Origin of the sequence: Pseudomonas sp. D3, assembly GCF_029320995.1 — a bacterium.
Classification (GTDB): Bacteria; Pseudomonadota; Gammaproteobacteria; order Pseudomonadales; family Pseudomonadaceae; genus Aquipseudomonas; species Aquipseudomonas paraveronii.
In genome coordinates this window covers 4,222,497-4,242,057 of record NZ_CP119772.1, presented here as the reverse complement: position 1 = coordinate 4,242,057, position 19,561 = coordinate 4,222,497, and the positions used below count along the sequence as shown (strand labels likewise).

Genomic DNA, 19,561 nt, shown 5'->3' with positions numbered 1-19,561 from the left:
GGGGCAAAAACCAAAAGGTACTCCCGGACCCCACCCCCTAAGGGGGTAATTCGGGCCCCGCCTTATTGCTATGTATGACCCTTTTCCAGAGGTTGGTTGTTGTTATGTCTTCCAAGATCACCACGATCACGCGGCAGCCTGGCTGGCTGAACAAGAAGAACATGGCCGACAGCCTCGGAATTTCGGTGCAGGCCTTTGATAAATGGGACGTCGCGGCAGTCGCGAAGATCGGCCGAGAATCGTTTTATGACGTCCGTTCGGTGCTGGATAACCGCCTTCAGCACCAGACCGGTAAGCAACAACCAGACGGCGAAGAACGTGACCCGCACATTGCTTACAAAATTGATTGCGAGCGGCTGCGGCTGACCAAAGAGCAGGCCGATGCCCAGGCACGCAAAAACCGCATCGGCGACAAGGAACTGGCCCCGGTTGCTTTCATGACTTTCGCGCTCTCCAAGTTGTCGGCGCAGTTGGCCGCAACCCTTAATACCATCCCCAAACTCGTGAAGCGCAAGCACCCCGATATCGCCGTGCGTCACCTTGATGCAGTCGAGAACGAAATTGCCGTTACGCGTAACGCTGCTATTGGGCTGGCTGACCGTGTGCCGGAGCTTTTGGATGAGTACATCTCCACCTTGGATGAGGTCGCTGGTTGACGCTATCCGGCGCGGGCTGAAGAGCCTGCACAAAGATGCCCCGATGACGGCGGTCGAGTGGGCGGACGAGTATTTCTACATGTCGTCGGAGTCCTCCTACGGGGAGGGCAAATGGACCACCGAGGCGTTTCAGGTGCCCTTGCTCAACGCCATGGGCAACGACCTGATCGAAGAACTGAACCTGCTGAAGTCGGCGCGGGTGGGCTACACCAAGATGTTGGTGGCAAACATCGCCTACAAGATCGAACACAAAAAGCGCAGCGTCTGCATGTGGAGCCCGACCGACGACGACGCCAAAGACATCATGAAAAAGCACGTCGATCCGATGATTCGCGACGTGCCGGTGATCAAGGCTCTGGCGCCCTGGTGCGGAAAGAAACACGGCGACAACACCCAAGAATCCAAGGTCTTCGAAAACCGCAAGGTTCTGTGGTGGTTGGGCGGGACCGCCGGCGGTAACTACCGCGAGAAAAGTCCCGATGAGGTCGGTTACGACGAGCTGTCGAACTTCGATGAGGACATTGACGGCGAGGGTTCGCCGACGTTCCTGGGCGATAAACGCCTTGAGGGTGCTACCTACCCGAAGTCGATTCGCGGTTCCACGCCCAAGTTGGCGGGCACCTGCCAGATCACCCGGGCGGCCGAGGAGTCGGCTTACCTGATGCGCTTTCACATCCGCTGCCCGCATTGCCGTACTGAACAGACGTTGAAGTGGGGCGGCCCGGATGAGCCGTTTGGCATCAAGTGGCTGAAGGATGAGCGCAACGAGGTCGTCAAGGCTTGGTATCTGTGCGAGTCCGGTCACGGCTGCACGTTCGAACATCACGAGATGATTGAGGCGTCCCGGGCGGGCCGGTATATCTGTGAGAAAACAGGCATCTGGACGTGTGACAGCATCGAGTGGTTCGAAGCTGACGATACGCCGATGCGCACGCCGCGCCGGCTCACGTTCCATATCTGGACGGTGTATTCGACGTTCACGACCTGGGTAAAAATCGCCGACGAGCGCGTCAAGGCCGGTAAGGATCGGGGCAAGCTCAAGACCTTTACCAACACCACGTTGGGCGAGACGTGGGAAGAAGATCAGACCGAGAAAGTCGATTGGGAGCTGTTGCACGGCCGGCGTGAAGTCTACGCCGCCCAGGTGCCGCCGCGCGTTGTTGTGCTGACCGGTTCGATTGACACCCAAGACGACCGTTACGAGTTGCGGGTGTGGGGTTGGGGGGCCGGCGAAGAAGCGTGGCTGATCTATCGCAAGATTCTGTACGGCGATCCGTCCAGCGCGGTGCTCAAGCGCAAGGTAGGGCTGGAGTTGCACCGCATGTTCACCCGTGCTGACGGTGCGGTGATGCGGGTCGAGCGTTGGTGCTGGGACTCCGGCGGCCACCACTCAGACGCGGTCCGGGCTGAAAGCCGCAAGCATGGCGTGCATTGGGTGATCCCGATTTTCGGGGCCAGCACCTACGGCAAGCCGATTGCGAGCTTCCCACGGCGCAAGGAAAAGAAGTCCAAAACCTACCTGACGGAAATCGGCACCGACAACGCCAAAGAGGTGATCTACAACCGGCTCAAGTTGCAGCCGGATGGCGATCGGCCGGTGCCGGGGCTGGTGCATTTCCCTGCCGACGACCAGATCTGCGATGGCGACGAGCTGAAGCAGCTCACCAGTGAAACCAAAAAATGGATCATGGCCCGCGGACGCCGCGTGCTTCGATGGGATGCCAGCAAGAAGCGCAACGAGGCGCTCGACTGCTTTGTGTACGCCTTGGCGGCACTGCGGATCTGTCAGGAGAAATTCGGCCTCGATCTTGATCTTCTGGCCAGCCAGAACCCGGCAACGAGCGCATGGGAAGTGTCCGACGAACCTGACGAGCCGGACGATACCGAAGACGGCACCGAGCCAGAACAACCCATCGTCGAGCCGCCGCCAGAACCGGCACCGGCGTCGATCCCATCTCAACCAGACCACCAGCCTGCCGCCGGCGGCTGGATTGAAACAGGAGCGAACGCATGGCTCTGACAGCTCAGGAAATGCTTGATAAGTACCTGCAAGCCGAAGCGGACGTGCTGGCCGGCAAAGACGTGCAGTTCAACGGCCGCAGGGTCGTTATGTCCGACTTGCCGGCCATCCGCACCGGGCGGCTGGAATGGGAGCGGCGTGTGGCAGTGGCGCAGCGTGGGGGGCGTCCGGGTTATTCCCTGGCGACCTTCGGTTGAATCTGCTGGATAAAGCCCTGGCGCCGCTCTTTCCCGGCATGGTGGCCGAGCGCTTGCGCGCCCGGAACGTGATCATGGCCTTTGAGGCGGCCACGGTGACCCGCACGCACAAGGCCAAGAAGCAGCCGCGCAGCGCTGACGGCTCGCTGAATCGCACGCTGAAATCGTTGCGTGAGCAGTGCCGCAAGCTGGACGAGGATCACGACATTGTCACCGGGTTGTTTGATCGCCTGGAGGAACGCGTGGTGGGCGGCCCCGGCATTGCCGTGGAGCCGATCCCATTGGGTTACGACGGCAATGTGCATGTCGTTTTTTCCGCCGCGATCAAAGCCTTGTGGGGGGAATGGTCGCTCGCGCCGGAGTCGTCTGGGGAGCTGAGCCGGCCGCAGATGGAACGCTTGGTCTGTCGCACCTGGCTGCGCGATGGCGAGACCTTGGCGCAGAAGCTGATCGGCAAGGTGCCGGGCTACGAGCATTTGCACGGTGTGCCCTTCGCCCTGGAGCTGCTGGAGCCGGATTACCTACCCATTGAGTACACCGATTTATCCAAGGGCATCGTCCAGGGCGTCGAGCGCAACGCGTGGCGCCGGGTGCGGGCTTATCACCTGCTGAAGACCCACCCCGGGGATCTTGGCGGCAATCTGGCGCAGAAGACCAAGCGGGTGCCGGTCGAACAGATGATTCACATCGCGCACCGCAAGCGTATTGGTCAGAACCGTGGCCAGCCGCTGCTGCACGCGGTTCTGATCCGTTTGGCGGACATCAAGGACTACGAGGAAAGCGAGCGGGTCGCGGCGCGCATCAGCGCGGCGTTAGCCATGTACATCAAAAAGGGCTTGCCTGACGACTTCGTCCCGCCAACTGCGGGTGAGGCTCGCCCCGAGCGAACCTTCCCGATCGCGCCGGGCATCGTGATCGATACGCTGTTGCCCGGTGAAGACATCGGGATGATTGAAAGCAATCGACCGAATCCGTTCCTTGAGGGATTCCGCAATGGCCAGCTCAAGGCGGTCGCGGCAGGCTCGCGCAGCACCTATTCCAGCGTGGCGCGCAGCTACGACGGCACCTATTCGGCCCAGCGTCAGGAGTTGGTCGAGGGACAGTTGGGCTATGACCTGCTGCAGCACGAATTCATCGACTACTGGTGCCGTCCCGTTTATCGCGAATGGCTGCGCATCGCGATCATGAGCGGGCAATTGGTGGTGCCGGCGGACGTCGACCCGCGATCGATCTACGGGGCGTTCTATCAAGGGCCGGTGATGCCATGGATCAATCCGGTGCATGAGGCCACGGCCTGGAAACTGCTGGTCGAGGCCGGTTTTGCCGATGAGGCCGAAGTGGCCAGGTCGCGGCAGCGCAACCCTTCAGAGCTTAAGGCGTCGCGTCTGGCGGAAGTCGCCGCGAACCGCAAGGACGGGCTGGTCTTCAGCTCTGACTATTACCACCAAATCTACGGGAAGAATCAGCCCAATGATGACGAAAAACAACGGACCGCTGATGCGGCCACAGGGGTCGGCCCCAAGGACGAATGAGCCAGACGGCGGGCAGAGCTGGTATCAGTTACGCGCTGCGGCTCGGGGCGTGGTTGACCTGATGTTGTACGGCGATATCGGCGCCTGGGGGATTTCGGCCAATCAGTTCGCCCGGGATCTGAAAGCCCTGGGTGACGTGTCACAAATCAACCTGCACGTTCATTCGCCGGGTGGCGACGTGTTCGAAGGCATGGCCATGTACAACCTGCTCAAGAACCACCCAGCACGGGTGGAGGGCACCGTAGACGGTCTGGCGGCGTCCATGGGTAGCGTGGTGCTGATGGCCTCGGACGTGATCCGAATCCCGGCCAACGCCATGATCATGGTGCACAAGCCCTGGGGCATTCAGGGTGGTGACGCCGATGAAATGCGCCGCTATGCCGACTTGCTGGACAAGGTCGAGGACTCGCTGGTGGCGGCCTACACCAGCAAGACCGGCAAAACGGTCAACGAGGTCAAGGCTTTGTTGGCCGCTGAAACATGGATGACCGGCGCCGAGGCGGTCGAGCTGGGTTTCGCCGATGCACTGGTGGATGCCCTGGAAACCTTCGCCAAACTCAATTCACAACGCATGCAGGACTTCAATAAAATGCCCGAGACCTTCAAAAACCTGTTCGACCCGCGCGGCTCGGTAACCCCACCGGCCAATCCTGCGCCCGTTGTCCCGGCGCCGACTGCGCTGAACGCCGAGCAAATCATGGCTCAGGGCGTGGCAGCCGAAGCCGCGCGCCGTACCGCCATCAGTGGCGCCTTTGCCCTGTTTGCCGGGCATGAGGCACTGCGCGATACCTGCCTGGGCGACACGGCGTGCACGCTGGAACAAGCCAACGCCAAGCTGCTGGCGGCGATCGGCGCGAAGACCACTCCGACCGGCAACCTTGGTCACCCGGGGCATGTCAGCAACGGCAATCTGGTGGGTGACTCTGTGCAGGCCTCGCTGTTGGGACGCCTTGGCATCCAAGACAACCAAGCGGACAACGCATACAACCACATGACCCTGCGGGAGTTGGCCCGCGCGTCGCTGGCCGATCGCGGTATTGGCGTGGCGACCCTGCGCCCGATGGACATGGTCGGTCTGGCTTTTACCCATGATTCCAGCGACTTCGGCAACATCCTGCTGGATGCTTCGCACCGTTCGTTGTTGGCGGGCTGGGAGGATGCAGAGGAAACCTATCACCTGTGGACGCGCCAAGGCCGCTTGAGCGATTTTAAGGTGGCCAACCGCGTCGGTCTGGGTGCTATGTCGACGCTGCGTGAAGTGCGCCCAGGCGCTGAATACAAGTACATCACCCTCGGCGACACCGGCGAGACGATTCGCTTGGCCACCTACGGCGAGATCTTCAGCATCAACCGTCAAGCCATCATCAACGATGACCTCGACGCCCTGAGTGCGATTCCGCGGCTGATGGGGGCGGCGGCTCGCGCAACCATTGGTGATCTGGTGTACGACACTCTGATCAATAACGGCAAGATGAAGGATGGCAAGCCACTGTTCGAGGCCTCGCGCAAGAACCTGTTCACCGGTGCCGGCTCGGCGCTGTCGATCGCGGCAATGAGTGCGGCCAAAACCGCCATGGCGCTGCAGAAGGGCAAGCCGGCCAAGGAGGGCGAAAAGACCCGCACGCTGAACGTCCGCCCTGCGTTCCTGTTGTGCCCGGTCGCGCTGGAAGACCAAGCCAATCAGTTGATTCGCTCGACGTCGGTGCCGACCGCCCAGGTCAATGCCGGCGTGGTCAACCCGATTCAGAACTTCGCCCAGGTGATCGGCGAACCGCGTCTGGACGACAATTCGTCGACGTCGTGGTATTTGGCTGCGAAGCAAGGTAGCGACACGATCGAAGTGGCCTATCTCGACGGTGTTGATGTTCCGTACATCGACCAGATGGAAGGCTTCACCAGCGACGGCATCGCGACCAAGGTTCGCATCGACGCCGGCGTTTCTGCGCTTGATGCGCGCGGCCTGAACAAGTCCGCCGGCGCCTAACGCGTCGCCCATCCCATGACCCCGCCCAGTGCGGGGTTTGTTGTTTCTGAAGAGGGAAAAAGTCTATGTCCACCAACTATGTAAGCAATGGCGAAACCGTCACCTTGCCAGCCCCCACCGGCGGCTCTGTCGCGGGCGTGCCCCAGGTGATCAATGATCTGGCCGTGATGCCGCTGCAGGGCGGCCCCAAGGGCACGGTGATCGTCTACCGCACCGGCGGCAACTGGAGCGTGCCGGCCGATGCCGCGCTGAAGGCGGGCATGAAAGCCAGCGTCAAGGCGGGCGCCCTGGTCGCGTCGGGCACGGCGGACTCGGCCCCCTACGGCAAGCTGTTGACCGATTCGGTCGGCGGTTATGCCGAAGTGCTGATCGTTCAGTAATGGCCGGTGCCCGTTTCAGATACGTGGCCGACCGCGTGGACGCGTTACTTGTGAGTCGTTTGGGCGATCCGGTCACCCTCGCAGACGGGCGCGACATATCAGGGGCCTTTACCTCCCCCTTTGTCGGCGCAGAGATTGGCGGCGGCAAGAGCGGCGCCGCACGCCTGGGCGGAGCAATCAATGCCGACGAGGTATTAGAACCCACCCTGACCGTGCGAGTGGTTGACGTGCAAGGCGTCAAAAAGGGCGACTTTCTTACCATTGAGCTACTGCCCTTGCTGGGTGGTGGCCGCTACAAGGTCGTGCGCCTGAAGCCTGACGGCTCTGGCATGGTCGACCTTGTGCTGAGCGTGCCCAATGAGCGAACTGACGACATTACATGAAGCGATCACTCGCATTATCAGCGAGCGCATGCCCCGCGTGCTGCACGTCGAGCAGTTTCCGGAGCTGGATGCCGAGGTGAAGACTCCGGCGTTGCTGTACGGCATCACTGATATGACCCTTGGTATTGACCGGGGGGAGGGCAAGACGGCGCTCATTGGCCGCTTTCAGTCCTGTATTTTGATCGAGGCTGACCGGCCTAAGGCATCGCTACAGGCCGCTATCCTTGCGGCCCAAATGACGACAGTGCTCAAGAATCAGTTTTGGGATTTGGATTTTGTCACCGGCCCGCCGGAGCAGGTCCACGCCCAGCCTGAAGCCCCGACTGCGGAGCTTGAGCAGTTCGTCATGTGGTCGGTGCAGTGGATCCAGCCTTTTGAGGTCGGGGAGTTGGCGTGGCCATGGCCTGATGAGCCGCCTGGCTCGCTGATGTTCGGGTTCAACGATGACACAAGAGGCCAGTTTTTCCCGCCCGAGGAACTGCCGTGAGCTACGCAAGTGCGGAACATGACCGCATGATCGCCGCCATGCTGATGCCTTGTGTGGTGGTCGGTGTGGATCTGGCGGCGCCTGCGGTGCGTGTCAGCAACGGCGAGTGGACGAGCGCCTGGGTGCGCTGGCACAGCCTGGCTGCCGGCAAGGCGCGGCACTGGCGGGCGCCAAGCCTGGGCGAGCAGGGGGTATTGTTCAACCCCAGCGGCCAGGCGGGCATGGGCACGTTTATCCCTGGGCTGTACGGCAATGCCGGCGGCCCACCGGATAACCGAGATCATGTCGAGGTCTGGCGTTTTGACGATGGCGGCTCGCTGGTCTACGACTGGGCGGCCAAGACCTACACCATCACCCTGCCGACCGGTACCGTCACTATCAAAGTGGGCAGCACCGTTGTGACGGTTACGGATAACGCGGTGAATGCCACGGTCGGCGGTACCGAGTTTGATCTGGCTCCTGGCTGGGCGGCTATTAAGTCGCCGCAGATAGCGTTGATCGGTGCGGTAGAGATCGACGGTCCGTTACACGTAACGCAGAGCATCACCGGCGCCGCCGATATCCTGGCGGCCGGTAATAGCGATAACCACCACAAGCACTAACCAAATTCACCTACAGCCCGCCGCGTGCGGGTTTTTTCATGCCCGGAGAAATCATGGCCAAGACCATCGAGAAGCCCGTAACCGAAGATCAAGCCCCGGCCACGCAAGCGTCGCTGACGTTCCGCGATCTGGTCTACACGTCGCGCACGCTGGTTGTGCCTGACACCGATCGTACTTACCCGGTGGCCAAGCACCTGGTGGTGGTGCCGGAGTCCGATAAAGAGGCTGTGGCCTTCCTGAAGGCTAATAGCGAATACGCCGCCCAGGAGGGCTAAGCCAGATGATCGGAATGGATCGCCACACCGGGCAGCCCATATCCGGCATCGAGCATTTGCGACAGTCCATCGCGGACATCTTAAGTACACCCCTGGGCAGTCGCCGGCACCGGCCGGAGTACGGCAGCAAGCTACGCCTGTTTGTTGACTTGCCAATTAATGCGGGCTGGAAAAGTGCGGTTCAGGCCGAAGCGGCCCATGCCCTCGGCCGTAATGAGCCGCGCCTAAAGCTTGAGCGCGTGACGGCGCTGTCGCTGCTGGACGGGAAAATCAATATGAGCGTTGCCGGCGATTACCTGGGCGACAGCTTTGTCTTGGAGGTAAGCGTATGAGCATCGTGGACTTGTCGGCCTTGCCGGCGCCGGAGGTGCTTGAGCCGCTGGACTTCGAAGAGGTCTACGACGAAGGGCTGTCGGCGTTTCGCGCCTATATGGGCGACAACTGGAATGCCGCGCTCGAAAGTGATCCGGTTTCCAAATTGCTGGAGGTCGGGGCTTATAACAAGGTTGGTAACCGTGCCCGGGTTAACGATGCATGCAAGGCGCTGCTGTTGGCTCACGCCATCAAGGGTGACCTTGATCAGTTGGGCGCAAACGTCAACCTGCCACGCCTGGTTATTCAGGCCGAGAATCTGCTGGCGGTTCCACCGATGGCCGAAGTCCTTGAGGATGATGATCCTTATCGCGAGCGCATCCAGTTGGCCTATGAGGGCTTGACCACGGCCGGTCCGCGTAACAGCTACATCCTGCACGCACGTAACGCATCCGGCCTCGTGCGGGATGCCACGGCGGAAAGTCCGTCGCCGGCAAGCGTGACCGTAACGGTGCTGAGTACCGAGGGGGATGGTACGCCCACGCCGGAACTGTTGGCCACGGTGGCTACAGCTTTGAATGATGAGGACGTGCGGCCATTGGGTGACCGGGTAAAAGTCCAGGGTGCCCAAATTCTGAAGTACCGAATTGACGCCATCCTGCACATGAACAGCGCCGGACCAGAAGGTGACGCCGCCTTGGCCGAAGCCAAAGCCCGCCTTTCGAAATGGATCAACCCCCGTAAGCGCCTCGGCATTGAGGTAGCGCGCTCTGCTGTGGACGCCCAGGTGCATGTTGCCGGCGTTTCTCGTGTTGAGCTGCCCGGGTGGGTCGACCTGTCACCCACAAAGGCCCAGGCCGCGTACTGCACCGGTTACGACGTGAGGTTGGCGGATGAAAAGCCTGCTGCCCAGTAATAGCACCCAGCTAGAGCGGGCCATTGAGGCGGCGTTCTACGAAAAAACCATTGTTCCGTTGCGCACGCTCTACAACGCCGATACGTGTCCGGCCCATTTGCTGCTGCATCTGGCGTGGGCTTGGTCGGTCGACCGCTGGGATTACCGGTGGAGCGAGGCGACCAAGCGGGCCGCCATCAGGGCCTCGTACTACATCCACAAGCACAAAGGCACGATTGGCGCGTTGCGCCGCGTGGTCGAGCCGCTGGGCTACCTGATCGAAGTCATGGAGTGGTGGCAGACGGTGCCGGAGGGCGTGCCGGGAACTTTCGCGCTGAAGGTCGGCGTGCTGGACACCGGCATTACCGAGGAAATGTATCAGGAGCTGACTCGGCTCATTGATGACGCCAAGCCTGTCAGTCGGCATATGACCGGTCTGGCGATCAGCCTGGAATCCACCGGCTACATAGGCATTGGCGCCTGTGTAAGCGAGGGTGAAGTGATCGACGTTTACCCACCAACCCCCCGCGATATAGAGGTGACCGGCTCTTATGGCCTGGTCATGTGTATTGATGAAATTGACACCCTGGACGTGTATCCATGATTGATCAGAACAGTCAGTTCTTCGCGATCCTCACTGCTGTGGGTGAGGCGAAACAGGCAAACGCAACGGCGCTCGGCGTTTCTTGGACATTTACTCAGATGGGAGTAGGTGACGCCAATAACACGGACCCTATCCCGAGCCGAACCCAAACTAAGCTGATCAACGAGTGGCGCCGGGCGCCAGTCAATCAGGTTCGACCGGATCCGGTTAACCCGAACATCATCATCACAGAGCAGGTAATACCTGCCGACGTGGGGGGTAAGTGGATCCGTGAACTTGCTCTGTATGACGCTGATGGCGACATGGTTGCTGTGGCCAACTGTGCGCCCAGCTTCAAGCCTTTGTTGGTCCAGGGTACCGGCAAGACCCAAGTTATTCGTATGAACTTCATCGTCACAAGCACCGCGAATATTGTTCTGAAGATTGATCCGGCGGTAGTTTTGGCGACCCGTGAATACGTGGACACGCAGATTATTGAAGCGTTGGCGAAGTTGGACTTCAAGCACTCCGTGTTGGTGGCTACTACGGCCAACATTGCTCTGAACGGCTTGCAGACCATCGACGGTGTGCTGTTGCCAGCGGATGCACGCGTGCTTGTGAAGAACCAAGCAGCAGCCAATGAGAACGGCTTGTATGTGGTGTCCTCGTCAGGCGTGTGGAAGCGATCCCAGGACGCTGACAGTAGCGTCGAGGTTACGCCGGGCCTATTCGTCAGTGTCGAAAAGGGTGCCGCCAACGGCGACAGCGTTTGGCAATTGGTGACTGACGCGCCGATTGTGCTGGGCACTACTGCACTAGTCTTTGAGATGGCGGCGGGTCGCACAGGTATTGCTGCTGGCTCCTATAGAAGTGTCACCGTAGACAAGTACGGGAGGGTGATCGCGGGGACCAACCCTACGACGCTGGCCAGTAGTGGGATCACTGATGCATTGCCGCTGACCGGTGGCACGCTCACAGGTTCTTTAAATCTGACTGACGCAAAAAGCGTCTATATCCGCCCTGTTCAGTCGCCTTCCTGGGCCGCCGGACTCATCGCAGGGGAATTTAATGGAGAAAAGGCAGGTATTGGCTATCTCGGAAGTAACGACAGTGTAAATGTCGTTTTCATGGGGTTAGGTGCAACGCCCTGGGTCAATGGTTACGGTATCCGAGTATCGACCGGTGGCGTTGAAATTGCGGGCCCTATCAGTGGTGATGGGGCCGGCCTGACTGGCCTCAAGTTTTCTGCCCTAACAGGGCTACCCAATTCACTATCTGCCTACGGTGTCCCATTTGCGAGTCAGGTCGAGGCTGAAACCGGAGCCGACACCAACAAGCCAATGAACGCATTGCGCACTTTTCAGGCTATCGCGGCCAAAGTGATCCAGGCCACCGAGAGCAAGCTCGGTACTGCACAGATTGCCTCTAAAGTTCTGGTCGACGCTGGTGACGATGACAGCACCATCGTGACGCCGAAAAAACAACGCTGGGGCTTTCGAATTCTGATCGGTCGGGCGGGCTATATCGTGTTCCCAACGTGGTTGAAAGGTTGGATTGTTCAATGGAACGTTGGGGTTTCGCTAACAGGTTCAGCAATTAATACCTCCTATTTCCCCATCCCTTTCCCGACCGATGTCGGTGCGGTGGTAGTCGGGGCATATAACAACAGCGGGTCAGGTTCCTACACCGTGTGCCTGAGCGATGGCACGGGTGGTTCCAAAGGCGCTGTTTTTGCCGACCGTTTTACAACTTATAACAATGGTGTCACTGGCTCGGCGGGTATGAGCTATATCGCCGTCGGTACTTGAGGGCCGTTCTATGTACTACGCAACGTTTCATTCAGACGGAACGCTTTACCAGCGTTTGATCAAGGGAACCCATGCAATCCCGGAAGGGGCTGTGGGGGTCGATGCTGTCCTTTGGTCGAGACTTATCAACGAGGTCGACGGTATTTGGACGCTCCGCGCAGAGGGCGAGATCGTGAAACTACCGCTGCCTCCTGTTCTCCTGACTCTGCAGGACGTTGAGCGTCTGCGTATTACGGCCTATGCCGACCCCTTGAAAGGTTCGGACCGTTACTTCGCGGAGGCTAATCGCATGCAGGCTATGGGCGAATCTGGCTGGGAAGTTGTACGGGATGCAGGTATCGCGCGCTACAAGGAAATTCAGTCGCTGTACCCCTGGCCAGAAGAAGTCACGCAATAAAAAAGAGGGCGGTCAGCAGATGTTGCCTGCAAGTCAGCCAAGGCCCTCCCACTCCCGTGAGCGAGCAGGCCAATTCAAGGTCAACCCCTGGAAGTCTATTTAAGCGCCGCCGGCATTCCAGCCTAGGCGTCGTGCTTTACACGCAACACGAACAACCACGGCCTCGCTTATGCGGGGCTTTTTCGTTTCTGGAGATTGAGCCTTATGAGTTTCTTTCACGGCATCACCACCTCGCTGATCGACACCGGCGCGCGCACCATCACGCTCCCGTCGTCCTCGATCATCGGCCTATGCGACACCTTCACCCCGGGCATTCTTGGCGGCGGTAATGCCAAGGCCGGCGAGCTGAAGCTGATCACGTCCGAGCGTGAAGCCATTGCAGCGTTCGGAGCGGACTCGGCGATTACCCGCGCTTGCCAGGCGATCTATGTACGGGCGAAGGCTGTAATCGTCGCCATTGGCGTTCCTAAGCTCGCTGACGCCGCGCTTCAAACGTCCGCCATTATTGGTGGTGTTCTGGCGGATGGGCAGCGCACCGGCCTTCAGGCGCTGCTGGACGGCAAGAGCCGACACAACGCCCAGCCCAAGCTGTTGATCGCTCCGGGGCACTCGGCCACGCAGGCGGTGGCCACCGCTATGGATGCGCTGGCCGGCAAGCTGCGCGCGCTTGCAATCATTGATGGCCCGAACACCACCGATGAGGCCGCTATGGCCTACGCGTTGAACTTCGGCAGTAAGCGGATCTATCTGGTGGATCCGGGCGTGCAGTTCTGGAGCACCGTCGACAGCGCGACCGTGGATGCCCCGGCCTCGGCCTGGGTGGCGGGTCTGTTTGCCTGGACTGATGCCGAGTACGGCTACTGGGCGTCGCCATCGAACAAAGAGTTCGTAGGCATCACCGGTACCACCCGGCCGGTGGAGTACTTGGATGGCGACGCAACGTGCCGGGCAAACCTGCTCAATAACGCGAACATCACCACGATCATCCGTGACGGCGGCTACCGCCTGTGGGGTAACCGCACTTGTTCGGCTGATGCCAAGTGGTCGTTCGTCACCCGCGTGCGTACCTGCGACATCCTCATGGATGCGATCCAGGCGGGGCACAAATGGGCCGTTGACCGCTCGATCACGAAAACCTACGTCTCGGACGTTACCGCCGGGCTTCAGTCCTTCATGCGCGACCAGAAGAACTCTGGCGCGGTGATCAACTTCGAGGTCTACGCCGACACCGAGCTGAACACGACCTCCCAGTTGGAGCAGGGCAAAGTCTTCTGGCGCATTCGCTTTACCGACGTGCCGCCGGCTGAGAACCCGAATTTTCTGATCGAGGTCACCAACGAGTGGCTGACCGAAGTACTTGAAGCAGCCTAAGGGGGCCGACTGATGATTCCTGAAATGTTGACCAATTGCGTCATGTTCCTTGATGGCGTGAGCTTTTCCGGTGATGTGCCATCTATGACGCTTCCCAAGCTCTCAGTTAAATCCGAGGAATACCGGGGCGGCGGTATGAGCGGCCCTGTCGACCTTCCTACCGGCCTGGAAAAGCTGGAGGCGGCATGGACCACCAACGGCGTGCGCAAAGAGTCGCTGAAGTTCTTCGGGCTGGCGGACCAGACGGCTTGCAATGCCGTTTTCCGTGGCTCGTTCAAGGGCCAGAAAGGCACTGTCAAGGCGGTAACTGTGACGCTGCGCGGCTCGCTCAAAGAAGTGGATATGGGCGATTGGAAGCCAGGCGATAAATCCGAAATCAAGCACGCCATGTCGGTCACCTATTACAAGCTCGAAATCGACGGGCGTGTGATGTACGAAATCGACTTTGCCAACATGGTGCAGGTGATCAACGGTGTTGATCAGTTGGCCGCTGAGCGTTCGGCCCTGGGCCTTTAAGGATTGATGACATGACCAACGTATCTCTCGCTGCACCGCTTCCGTCCTGGCTGGTCCTGAGCGACGACGGCGTTACCGTAACGCTCAAGCACAAAGCCAATTTTAATGGGGTTGTGACCGATAAGCTGATGATGCGCGCGCCCAGCGTAAAGGATGTTATGGCCGCCAAAATCGCCGGCAATGGTGACCATGAAAAGGTGGAGTTGAATTTGTTTTGCAGCCTGCTCACGGCTACTGAGGCCGAACTCACGGCCCTCAAATACAAGGACTACATGCGCCTTCAGGCGGGCTATTTTCGCCTGGTTGAAGAAGACGACGTGTAACGAAGCCACGCTTAAGGTGCTGGCCAAGCGCTTGGCAAAAGAGACGGGTTTCTCGTCCGCCGAGATCCTGGCCATGCCCTTTAACGTGATGGTGTGGTGGCTCACGGATTGAGCCGCTGTTGATCTTCCCGACGTATAGGGCGCGCACATGGCAAACAAACTTGCTCTCGGCCTGGTCATTGGCGGGGCTGTCAGCTCGACGGTAGGGGCGGCGTTCAAGGACGTCAGCAACAAAATCAAGAAGCTGGAGGAACAAGGTTCCAAGGCGCGGGTGCTGGAAAAGACCATCGGCGAAACCATGCGCTTGCGGGATGAGTGGCGCAAGGCACATATGGCCGGCGACAAGGGCGCCACGGCGTTACAGCGAAAACTGGAGAACAATCTGGATGGCCTGCGCAAGCAGGGCGTGGAAGTACGCAATCTGACCAAGGCTTATGCGGCCATGGGGCAGGCGGCGACTAAGGCTGAGTTTAAGGCCAAGGGCCATATGCAGCTCGATGCTGGTAAGCAGCAGATGAAAAGCAGCATTGGCCAGGCGGCGGCCGCCACGGCAGCGATGGCCATTCCCACGAAAGTGAGCGCGGATTACGGCGCGATCATTCGTGACATTGCGATCAAGGCGAACATTGCCAACAAGCCCGAAGAAGCGCAGATGTCGAAAACGATCGTCAGTACTTCGCGTGATACCGGCATGGCGCGCAATCAGGTGGCCGAGGTGGTCAACGCCCTGGTGGGTGCCGGCATGGAGCTGGATAAGGCTCTGTCATACGCGCCTGTGGCGGCCAAGTTTGCAATTGGCCAGGGTTCGGACGGCGGAGAAACGGCCCGAATGATCAACGCCCTGGGACAGAACGCCAAAATCTCCGACCCAGCTGTGATGCAGCAGGCGCTGGAGGCTATCGCTTATCAGGGCCAAGCGGGCAGTTTTGAAGCGGCTGACATGGCTCGGTGGTTTCCTGACCTATTGGCAAAAATGGGCAATATCGGCATTACCGGCATGGATGCCGTGACGCAATTGGGCTCAATGCTTCAGGTGCAAATGAAGACCGCCGGCGGTGCTGATGAAGCGGCCAACAACCTCAAGAACTGGATGGAGAAAATCGGTTCTGGCGATACGGTCAAAGCCTACAAGGACGCCGGGATTGACTACCAAGGGTCGATGAATACCGGCCTGCAGAATGGTAAATCCACCCTGGAATCCAGCTTTGAGCTGGCACAGAAGTACATTGCGGCAACGGATCCGAAGAAGGCCGCCGCCATGGCGGCTGCTACGGCGAAGATCAGTAAGGAGACTGATCCGGAGAAAGCCAAAGCCATGATTGCGTCCCTGGAGCAGGCTTTGCGGACCGGGGATCTGTTCGCGGACATGCAGGTTAAGGGCGCTTTGACGGCCTACCTGCAGAACAAAGAGCTGTACGCGCAGCTTAAGAAAGACTCGGCCAGTGCCACCGGGATCCTTGATAAGAACCTTGAGGAGCGCCGGCAGGCGTCAGCGCAGAAATGGTCGGAAATGGCCCAGGGCATGGATGAATCCATGCGCGCCATTGGTGACGCGTTCCGACCGGTCACTGACAAAGTGGCGGATGGGTTGGCCTATGTCACCCAGGGGCTGGCCAAGCTGTCGGACGAGTCGCCCCGGGTTGTCACGGGGATCGGTGCCGCTGTGGCCGCTGTGATCGCGTTCCAGACCGTTATGAGCGGATTCAAGATTGCCAAGGGCCTGCTCAACATTGGGCGCGGCTCGCTGATGGGCAACCCGAACATCCCACAAAAAGTCATTGTCACCAACATGCCCGTTGGCGGATCTGGTGGCATGGATTTGGGCGGCGTCGATGACGCTGGCGGCAAGGATGGAAAAGGTAAGGGCGGCGGCCGTGGTGGCCGAAGCCCCGGGCGTGGCATTGGGGCAGGCATGAAGGGGCCGGCAGTATTGGCCGTGATAGAAGCCGGTTTTAAAGTCAAAGACACCTACGACAACGCTGAAACCCAGGACGAAAAAGCCGAAGGATATGGCGCTGCGGCTGGCGGACTTGCTGGCACGCTCGCCGGTGCGGCGGCCGGTGCGTTCATCGGTTCGGCGGTACCGGTAATCGGCACCGTCCTGGGCGGCTTGATTGGGGGCTGGCTGGGCAGCATGGGCGGTGACGTCCTGGGCGGTACCATCGGCAAGTCGATGTTTGGCTCTGACGACAGCAAGACGGTCATGCCCGTGGCCGGTCCGTTGATGATGAAGGATGCCGGCAAGGACATTCCGCCAGCGCTGGGGGATATCGCCAAGTCGTTTGCGCCTTCGCGCACCGGGCCGCTGATGCTGACCAACCCAGGTCAAGGTGCTTTGTCGGGAGCACCTGGCGCTGTTAATCCGGGTGATGTCGCGCGGTCCATGATGATGCCTCAGGCCAACGCAGAAGCGACGGCCGGGCCACTTGCTGCGGCCGTGGTTGCGAAGGTGCAGCCGGCGAAGTTCGAGACCAAGGTGGATATTCACGCGCCTATCACGCTGACGGTGCAAGGCGATGTCAAGGATCCAAACGAGATCATTGCCCAGTTGCGGCCGCTGATGGAGCAGCAGCAACGGGAAATCGCCCAGCAGCTCGAAAACCGCAAGCTCTACGACGCGCCGCATGTCTAAGGGGGAAATATGGAAGCACTGGCACAGCTACAGTCCGGCCTGAAGTATCTGGCCTCGGCCGGTGAAGCGGGCCGGCGCAGTATCGATGGCATGATGGGACCGGTAAATGGTGCCATCAGCGAAATCACCGGCGCCGCCAATGAACTGGAGGATCTGCCGTTTATTGGTCCTGCGGTGGGGGCGAAGCTACAGCGAGTCATGCGCGGGATTTCTACGGCCCAGGCCAAGGTTGGAAAGGTTATCGCAACCTACAATCGTGCCTCCCGCGCCTTGTCGCAGATTGATGAGCGCATGGGCACGCTAAAAGAGCAGGCAGGGAGGGCAGCAACCGCTGTCAACAAGATCGCCGGAATGATTGACCCGTCACTGGCCAACATCATTCCCACCGGTGCATTCGCCACGGATGCAACGCCGGCGAAAGAGGCGGTGAAGCCTTTCCCCCATCTGCTGATCATTCAGCCGCTGGACCCGAAGGCGCAGCCGTATTACTTCAACCTTGATACGGCGGCCTTTGACTCATTGCGCCGCTCGACGGCATACCGCTGGGCCTCACAAGAGCGCCTAACGCGCCGGTCGGCCCAGCAAGCCGTGGGCATGGGTGACGAAAAAATCACACTCAAGGGCGATATTTTTCCGGGCTATCGGGGCGGCCTAGGACAGCTAAACACGCTGCGTTCGATAGGCTCCCAGCTCAAGCCGGTAACCCTGACCACGGGCTATGGTGTTGTGCTGGGCACCTGGTGTCTCACGAGCGTTGACGAAGACCAAAGCGCGCTGATGCAGGGTGGTATCCCTCGCAAACAGGCCTTTACCTTGGAGTTTGTGCGCTATGGCGACGACATGCAGAACATCTGATGGGGATCTGCTCGATACCATTTGTCATAACTTCTATGGCCATCTGGTGGGCAGTGTCGAGGCGGTGCTTGCGGCCAATCAGGGCCTGGCGGATGAGGATCAGCCTTACCGTGCTGGTGTGGTGATTGTCTTGCCGGACCTGCCAGGCCCTGTGGATGAGCAAGTGGCCCTGTGGGATTGATTCAGTTCTATCGGCTGCGCCCTTGTTCCGTTATGCGGAACGCCCCCTTTCCCTAAAGCCCGCCCAGTGCGGGTTTTTATTGGCCAATGCCCTATGACTCCCCAATTTAGAATCGTCGCGAACGGTTCCGACATCACGTCGCTGATTAACGATCGGCTTTTGCTGTTGCGCACCACAGACAAGCCCGGCATGGAGTCGGACGAGTTTGAGTTGCGCATTGATGACCGCGACGGCCTGGTAACGCTGCCCAAGCGTGGCGCCGGAATTGAGGTCTACCTGGGCTATGCCGAAACCTCCCTGGTGCGCCTGGGTCGCTATGTGGTCGACGAGATCGAGGTATCCGGTCCGCCGGACACCATCGTTATTCGGGGCAAGGCCAGCGATATGCGCGGCACCGGTAAATCGATCCGCAGCGGTAGCTGGGAAGACGTGCCGCTGTCGAAAATCGTTTCCGATATCGCGGCGCGCAATGGCTGGACGCCGGCCTGCACCATCGCCACAAAGGTCGCCCGGGCTGATCAGCTCCACGAATCGGACTTCAGCTTTGTCACGCGCCTGGCCAAGCAATACGACTGCACCGCTAAGGTGGGCGACGGCAAGTTGATGGTTTTGCAGCGCCAAGCGGGCCTGAGTGCCAGCGGCAAGGTAATTGGCGCGATCACCCTTACGCGCAGCGACGTAAGCCGCTGGCAATTCCGCCTTGGCGACCGTAACGCGCACAAGACCGTGGCGGCCAAACATCAGGACAAGAAGACGGGCAAGTTGTCAGTGGTCTCCCTGGAGAATGACGACGTGCCGGACGGCCTGCCGGCAGTACACACAGATCGCCATATCCACCCGAACAAGACCGCTGCCGAATCCGCGGCTAAGGCGCGCTTGGCTGCGTTCAACCGATCTACGGCTGGCGTGCGTCTGGAAATGCCCGGGCGCACGGACCTATTCGCGGAGCGCTCTATCAATGCCCAGGGCTTCAAGGTAGGGCTCGATGGCGAGTATCTGGTGGATTTGGTGGAGCAGACATTCACCCAAGCCGGCTGGTCCACCACCGTTGAGTGCAACGGCGGCAAAAAGGGCAAGGCCAAAGCCAAAGGCAAGAAAACGAAGAAAGCCGCTAAGCCAGTCAAAGTCGTCAGCCTGGCGTAGCGGTCGCGCACCACAACCCCCGCCAAGTG

22 protein-coding genes are annotated in these 19,561 nt (G+C 59.9%); all 22 read left to right on the top strand.

Annotated features, from left to right (window positions below; translation table 11 throughout):
- Positions 1-104 precede the first annotated feature (104 nt).
- The 22 genes from P3S72_RS19270 to P3S72_RS19165 all read left to right on the top strand — a co-directional run bounded on the left by P3S72_RS19270 (position 105) and on the right by P3S72_RS19165 (position 19,532).
- Positions 105-656, top strand: a complete 552-nt coding sequence (locus P3S72_RS19270; RefSeq protein WP_276193638.1) for a terminase small subunit — start codon at positions 105-107, stop codon at positions 654-656.
- Entirely contained in the window at positions 619-2,676 is a 2,058-nt protein-coding gene (locus tag P3S72_RS19265) for a terminase gpA endonuclease subunit (protein ID WP_276193637.1), read from the top strand. The genes P3S72_RS19270 and P3S72_RS19265 overlap by 38 nt, the downstream gene beginning before the upstream one ends.
- Positions 2,667-2,873: a primosomal replication protein PriB/PriC domain protein gene (locus P3S72_RS19260; protein ID WP_276193636.1), complete on the top strand. Its 207-nt coding sequence runs from the start codon at positions 2,667-2,669 to the stop codon at positions 2,871-2,873. Before P3S72_RS19265 ends, P3S72_RS19260 begins: the two co-directional genes overlap by 10 nt.
- Entirely contained in the window at positions 2,870-4,405 is a 1,536-nt protein-coding gene (locus tag P3S72_RS19255) for a phage portal protein (protein WP_276193635.1), read from the top strand. The genes P3S72_RS19260 and P3S72_RS19255 overlap by 4 nt, the downstream gene beginning before the upstream one ends.
- Positions 4,371-6,389, top strand: a complete 2,019-nt coding sequence (locus P3S72_RS19250; protein WP_276197958.1) for a ClpP-like prohead protease/major capsid protein fusion protein — start codon at positions 4,371-4,373, stop codon at positions 6,387-6,389. Before P3S72_RS19255 ends, P3S72_RS19250 begins: the two co-directional genes overlap by 35 nt.
- Positions 6,390-6,454: 65 nt before the next feature.
- On the top strand, positions 6,455-6,769 hold the full coding sequence (locus P3S72_RS19245) for a hypothetical protein (RefSeq protein ID WP_017848173.1): 315 nt from the start codon (positions 6,455-6,457) through the stop codon (positions 6,767-6,769).
- Positions 6,769-7,152 (top strand): hypothetical protein, encoded by a 384-nt coding sequence (locus P3S72_RS19240; RefSeq protein WP_276193634.1) that lies wholly within the window; start codon positions 6,769-6,771, stop codon positions 7,150-7,152. Before P3S72_RS19245 ends, P3S72_RS19240 begins: the two co-directional genes overlap by 1 nt.
- Positions 7,127-7,639 (top strand): hypothetical protein, encoded by a 513-nt coding sequence (locus P3S72_RS19235; protein WP_276193633.1) that lies wholly within the window; start codon positions 7,127-7,129, stop codon positions 7,637-7,639. Before P3S72_RS19240 ends, P3S72_RS19235 begins: the two co-directional genes overlap by 26 nt.
- Entirely contained in the window at positions 7,636-8,241 is a 606-nt protein-coding gene (locus tag P3S72_RS19230) for a phage baseplate assembly protein V (protein ID WP_276193632.1), read from the top strand. The genes P3S72_RS19235 and P3S72_RS19230 overlap by 4 nt, the downstream gene beginning before the upstream one ends.
- A 38-nt stretch (positions 8,242-8,279) precedes the next feature.
- Positions 8,280-8,516, top strand: a complete 237-nt coding sequence (locus tag P3S72_RS19225; RefSeq protein ID WP_276193631.1) for a hypothetical protein — start codon at positions 8,280-8,282, stop codon at positions 8,514-8,516.
- Between the two features lie 5 nt (positions 8,517-8,521).
- Positions 8,522-8,848, top strand: coding sequence for a GPW/gp25 family protein (locus P3S72_RS19220; RefSeq protein WP_276193630.1), 327 nt, complete (start codon positions 8,522-8,524; stop codon positions 8,846-8,848).
- Positions 8,845-9,744 carry a baseplate J/gp47 family protein gene (locus tag P3S72_RS19215; RefSeq protein ID WP_276193629.1) on the top strand — a complete coding sequence of 300 codons (900 nt, stop codon included), beginning with the start codon at positions 8,845-8,847 and terminating at the stop codon, positions 9,742-9,744. The genes P3S72_RS19220 and P3S72_RS19215 overlap by 4 nt, the downstream gene beginning before the upstream one ends.
- Positions 9,722-10,327: a phage tail protein I gene (locus P3S72_RS19210; RefSeq protein ID WP_276193628.1), complete on the top strand. Its 606-nt coding sequence runs from the start codon at positions 9,722-9,724 to the stop codon at positions 10,325-10,327. The genes P3S72_RS19215 and P3S72_RS19210 overlap by 23 nt, the downstream gene beginning before the upstream one ends.
- The gene (locus P3S72_RS19205; protein ID WP_276193627.1) at positions 10,324-12,114 is read left to right on the top strand and encodes a phage tail protein; all 1,791 of its coding nucleotides are present in this window, start codon (positions 10,324-10,326) and stop codon (positions 12,112-12,114) included. Before P3S72_RS19210 ends, P3S72_RS19205 begins: the two co-directional genes overlap by 4 nt.
- Before the next feature lie 10 nt (positions 12,115-12,124).
- Positions 12,125-12,511, top strand: a complete 387-nt coding sequence (locus P3S72_RS19200) for a hypothetical protein (protein ID WP_276193626.1) — start codon at positions 12,125-12,127, stop codon at positions 12,509-12,511.
- A gap of 204 nt (positions 12,512-12,715) precedes the next feature.
- On the top strand, positions 12,716-13,882 hold the full coding sequence (locus tag P3S72_RS19195; protein ID WP_276193625.1) for a phage tail sheath family protein: 1,167 nt from the start codon (positions 12,716-12,718) through the stop codon (positions 13,880-13,882).
- 12 nt (positions 13,883-13,894) lie between these two features.
- The gene (locus tag P3S72_RS19190) at positions 13,895-14,398 is read left to right on the top strand and encodes a phage major tail tube protein (RefSeq protein ID WP_276193624.1); all 504 of its coding nucleotides are present in this window, start codon (positions 13,895-13,897) and stop codon (positions 14,396-14,398) included.
- A gap of 11 nt (positions 14,399-14,409) precedes the next feature.
- A complete protein-coding gene (locus tag P3S72_RS19185) occupies positions 14,410-14,721 on the top strand; it encodes a phage tail assembly protein (protein WP_276193623.1) in 312 nt (103 codons plus the stop codon).
- Positions 14,722-14,869: 148 nt separating this feature from the next.
- Positions 14,870-17,353 carry a phage tail tape measure protein gene (locus P3S72_RS19180; RefSeq protein WP_276193622.1) on the top strand — a complete coding sequence of 828 codons (2,484 nt, stop codon included), beginning with the start codon at positions 14,870-14,872 and terminating at the stop codon, positions 17,351-17,353.
- Between the two features lie 9 nt (positions 17,354-17,362).
- Positions 17,363-18,208, top strand: coding sequence for a phage tail protein (locus P3S72_RS19175; RefSeq protein ID WP_276193621.1), 846 nt, complete (start codon positions 17,363-17,365; stop codon positions 18,206-18,208).
- Positions 18,183-18,389 carry a tail protein X gene (locus P3S72_RS19170; protein ID WP_017848158.1) on the top strand — a complete coding sequence of 69 codons (207 nt, stop codon included), beginning with the start codon at positions 18,183-18,185 and terminating at the stop codon, positions 18,387-18,389. The genes P3S72_RS19175 and P3S72_RS19170 overlap by 26 nt, the downstream gene beginning before the upstream one ends.
- A 93-nt stretch (positions 18,390-18,482) precedes the next feature.
- The gene (locus P3S72_RS19165; protein WP_276193620.1) at positions 18,483-19,532 is read left to right on the top strand and encodes a contractile injection system protein, VgrG/Pvc8 family; all 1,050 of its coding nucleotides are present in this window, start codon (positions 18,483-18,485) and stop codon (positions 19,530-19,532) included.
- The last annotated feature ends 29 nt before the right edge of the window (positions 19,533-19,561 follow it).

What these genes read in the sequence shown, in the direction of transcription:
- P3S72_RS19190 (WP_276193624.1), top strand. Translation starts at nt 13,895, where the DNA reads ATGATTCCTGAAATGTTGACCAATTGCGTCATGTTCCTTGATGGCGTG.
- P3S72_RS19215 (WP_276193629.1), top strand. Translation starts at nt 8,845, where the DNA reads ATGAGCATCGTGGACTTGTCGGCCTTGCCGGCGCCGGAGGTGCTTGAG.
- P3S72_RS19170 (WP_017848158.1), top strand. Translation starts at nt 18,183, where the DNA reads ATGGCGACGACATGCAGAACATCTGATGGGGATCTGCTCGATACCATT.
- P3S72_RS19250 (WP_276197958.1), top strand. Translation starts at nt 4,371, where the DNA reads ATGCGGCCACAGGGGTCGGCCCCAAGGACGAATGAGCCAGACGGCGGG.
- P3S72_RS19210 (WP_276193628.1), top strand. Translation starts at nt 9,722, where the DNA reads ATGAAAAGCCTGCTGCCCAGTAATAGCACCCAGCTAGAGCGGGCCATT.
- P3S72_RS19200 (WP_276193626.1), top strand. Translation starts at nt 12,125, where the DNA reads ATGTACTACGCAACGTTTCATTCAGACGGAACGCTTTACCAGCGTTTG.
- P3S72_RS19240 (WP_276193634.1), top strand. Translation starts at nt 6,769, where the DNA reads ATGGCCGGTGCCCGTTTCAGATACGTGGCCGACCGCGTGGACGCGTTA.
- P3S72_RS19235 (WP_276193633.1), top strand. Translation starts at nt 7,127, where the DNA reads ATGAGCGAACTGACGACATTACATGAAGCGATCACTCGCATTATCAGC.
- P3S72_RS19205 (WP_276193627.1), top strand. Translation starts at nt 10,324, where the DNA reads ATGATTGATCAGAACAGTCAGTTCTTCGCGATCCTCACTGCTGTGGGT.
- P3S72_RS19220 (WP_276193630.1), top strand. Translation starts at nt 8,522, where the DNA reads ATGATCGGAATGGATCGCCACACCGGGCAGCCCATATCCGGCATCGAG.
- P3S72_RS19270 (WP_276193638.1), top strand. Translation starts at nt 105, where the DNA reads ATGTCTTCCAAGATCACCACGATCACGCGGCAGCCTGGCTGGCTGAAC.
- P3S72_RS19260 (WP_276193636.1), top strand. Translation starts at nt 2,667, where the DNA reads ATGGCTCTGACAGCTCAGGAAATGCTTGATAAGTACCTGCAAGCCGAA.
- P3S72_RS19245 (WP_017848173.1), top strand. Translation starts at nt 6,455, where the DNA reads ATGTCCACCAACTATGTAAGCAATGGCGAAACCGTCACCTTGCCAGCC.
- P3S72_RS19195 (WP_276193625.1), top strand. Translation starts at nt 12,716, where the DNA reads ATGAGTTTCTTTCACGGCATCACCACCTCGCTGATCGACACCGGCGCG.
- P3S72_RS19175 (WP_276193621.1), top strand. Translation starts at nt 17,363, where the DNA reads ATGGAAGCACTGGCACAGCTACAGTCCGGCCTGAAGTATCTGGCCTCG.
- P3S72_RS19185 (WP_276193623.1), top strand. Translation starts at nt 14,410, where the DNA reads ATGACCAACGTATCTCTCGCTGCACCGCTTCCGTCCTGGCTGGTCCTG.
- P3S72_RS19165 (WP_276193620.1), top strand. Translation starts at nt 18,483, where the DNA reads ATGACTCCCCAATTTAGAATCGTCGCGAACGGTTCCGACATCACGTCG.
- P3S72_RS19225 (WP_276193631.1), top strand. Translation starts at nt 8,280, where the DNA reads ATGCCCGGAGAAATCATGGCCAAGACCATCGAGAAGCCCGTAACCGAA.
- P3S72_RS19265 (WP_276193637.1), top strand. Translation starts at nt 619, where the DNA reads ATGAGTACATCTCCACCTTGGATGAGGTCGCTGGTTGACGCTATCCGG.
- P3S72_RS19180 (WP_276193622.1), top strand. Translation starts at nt 14,870, where the DNA reads ATGGCAAACAAACTTGCTCTCGGCCTGGTCATTGGCGGGGCTGTCAGC.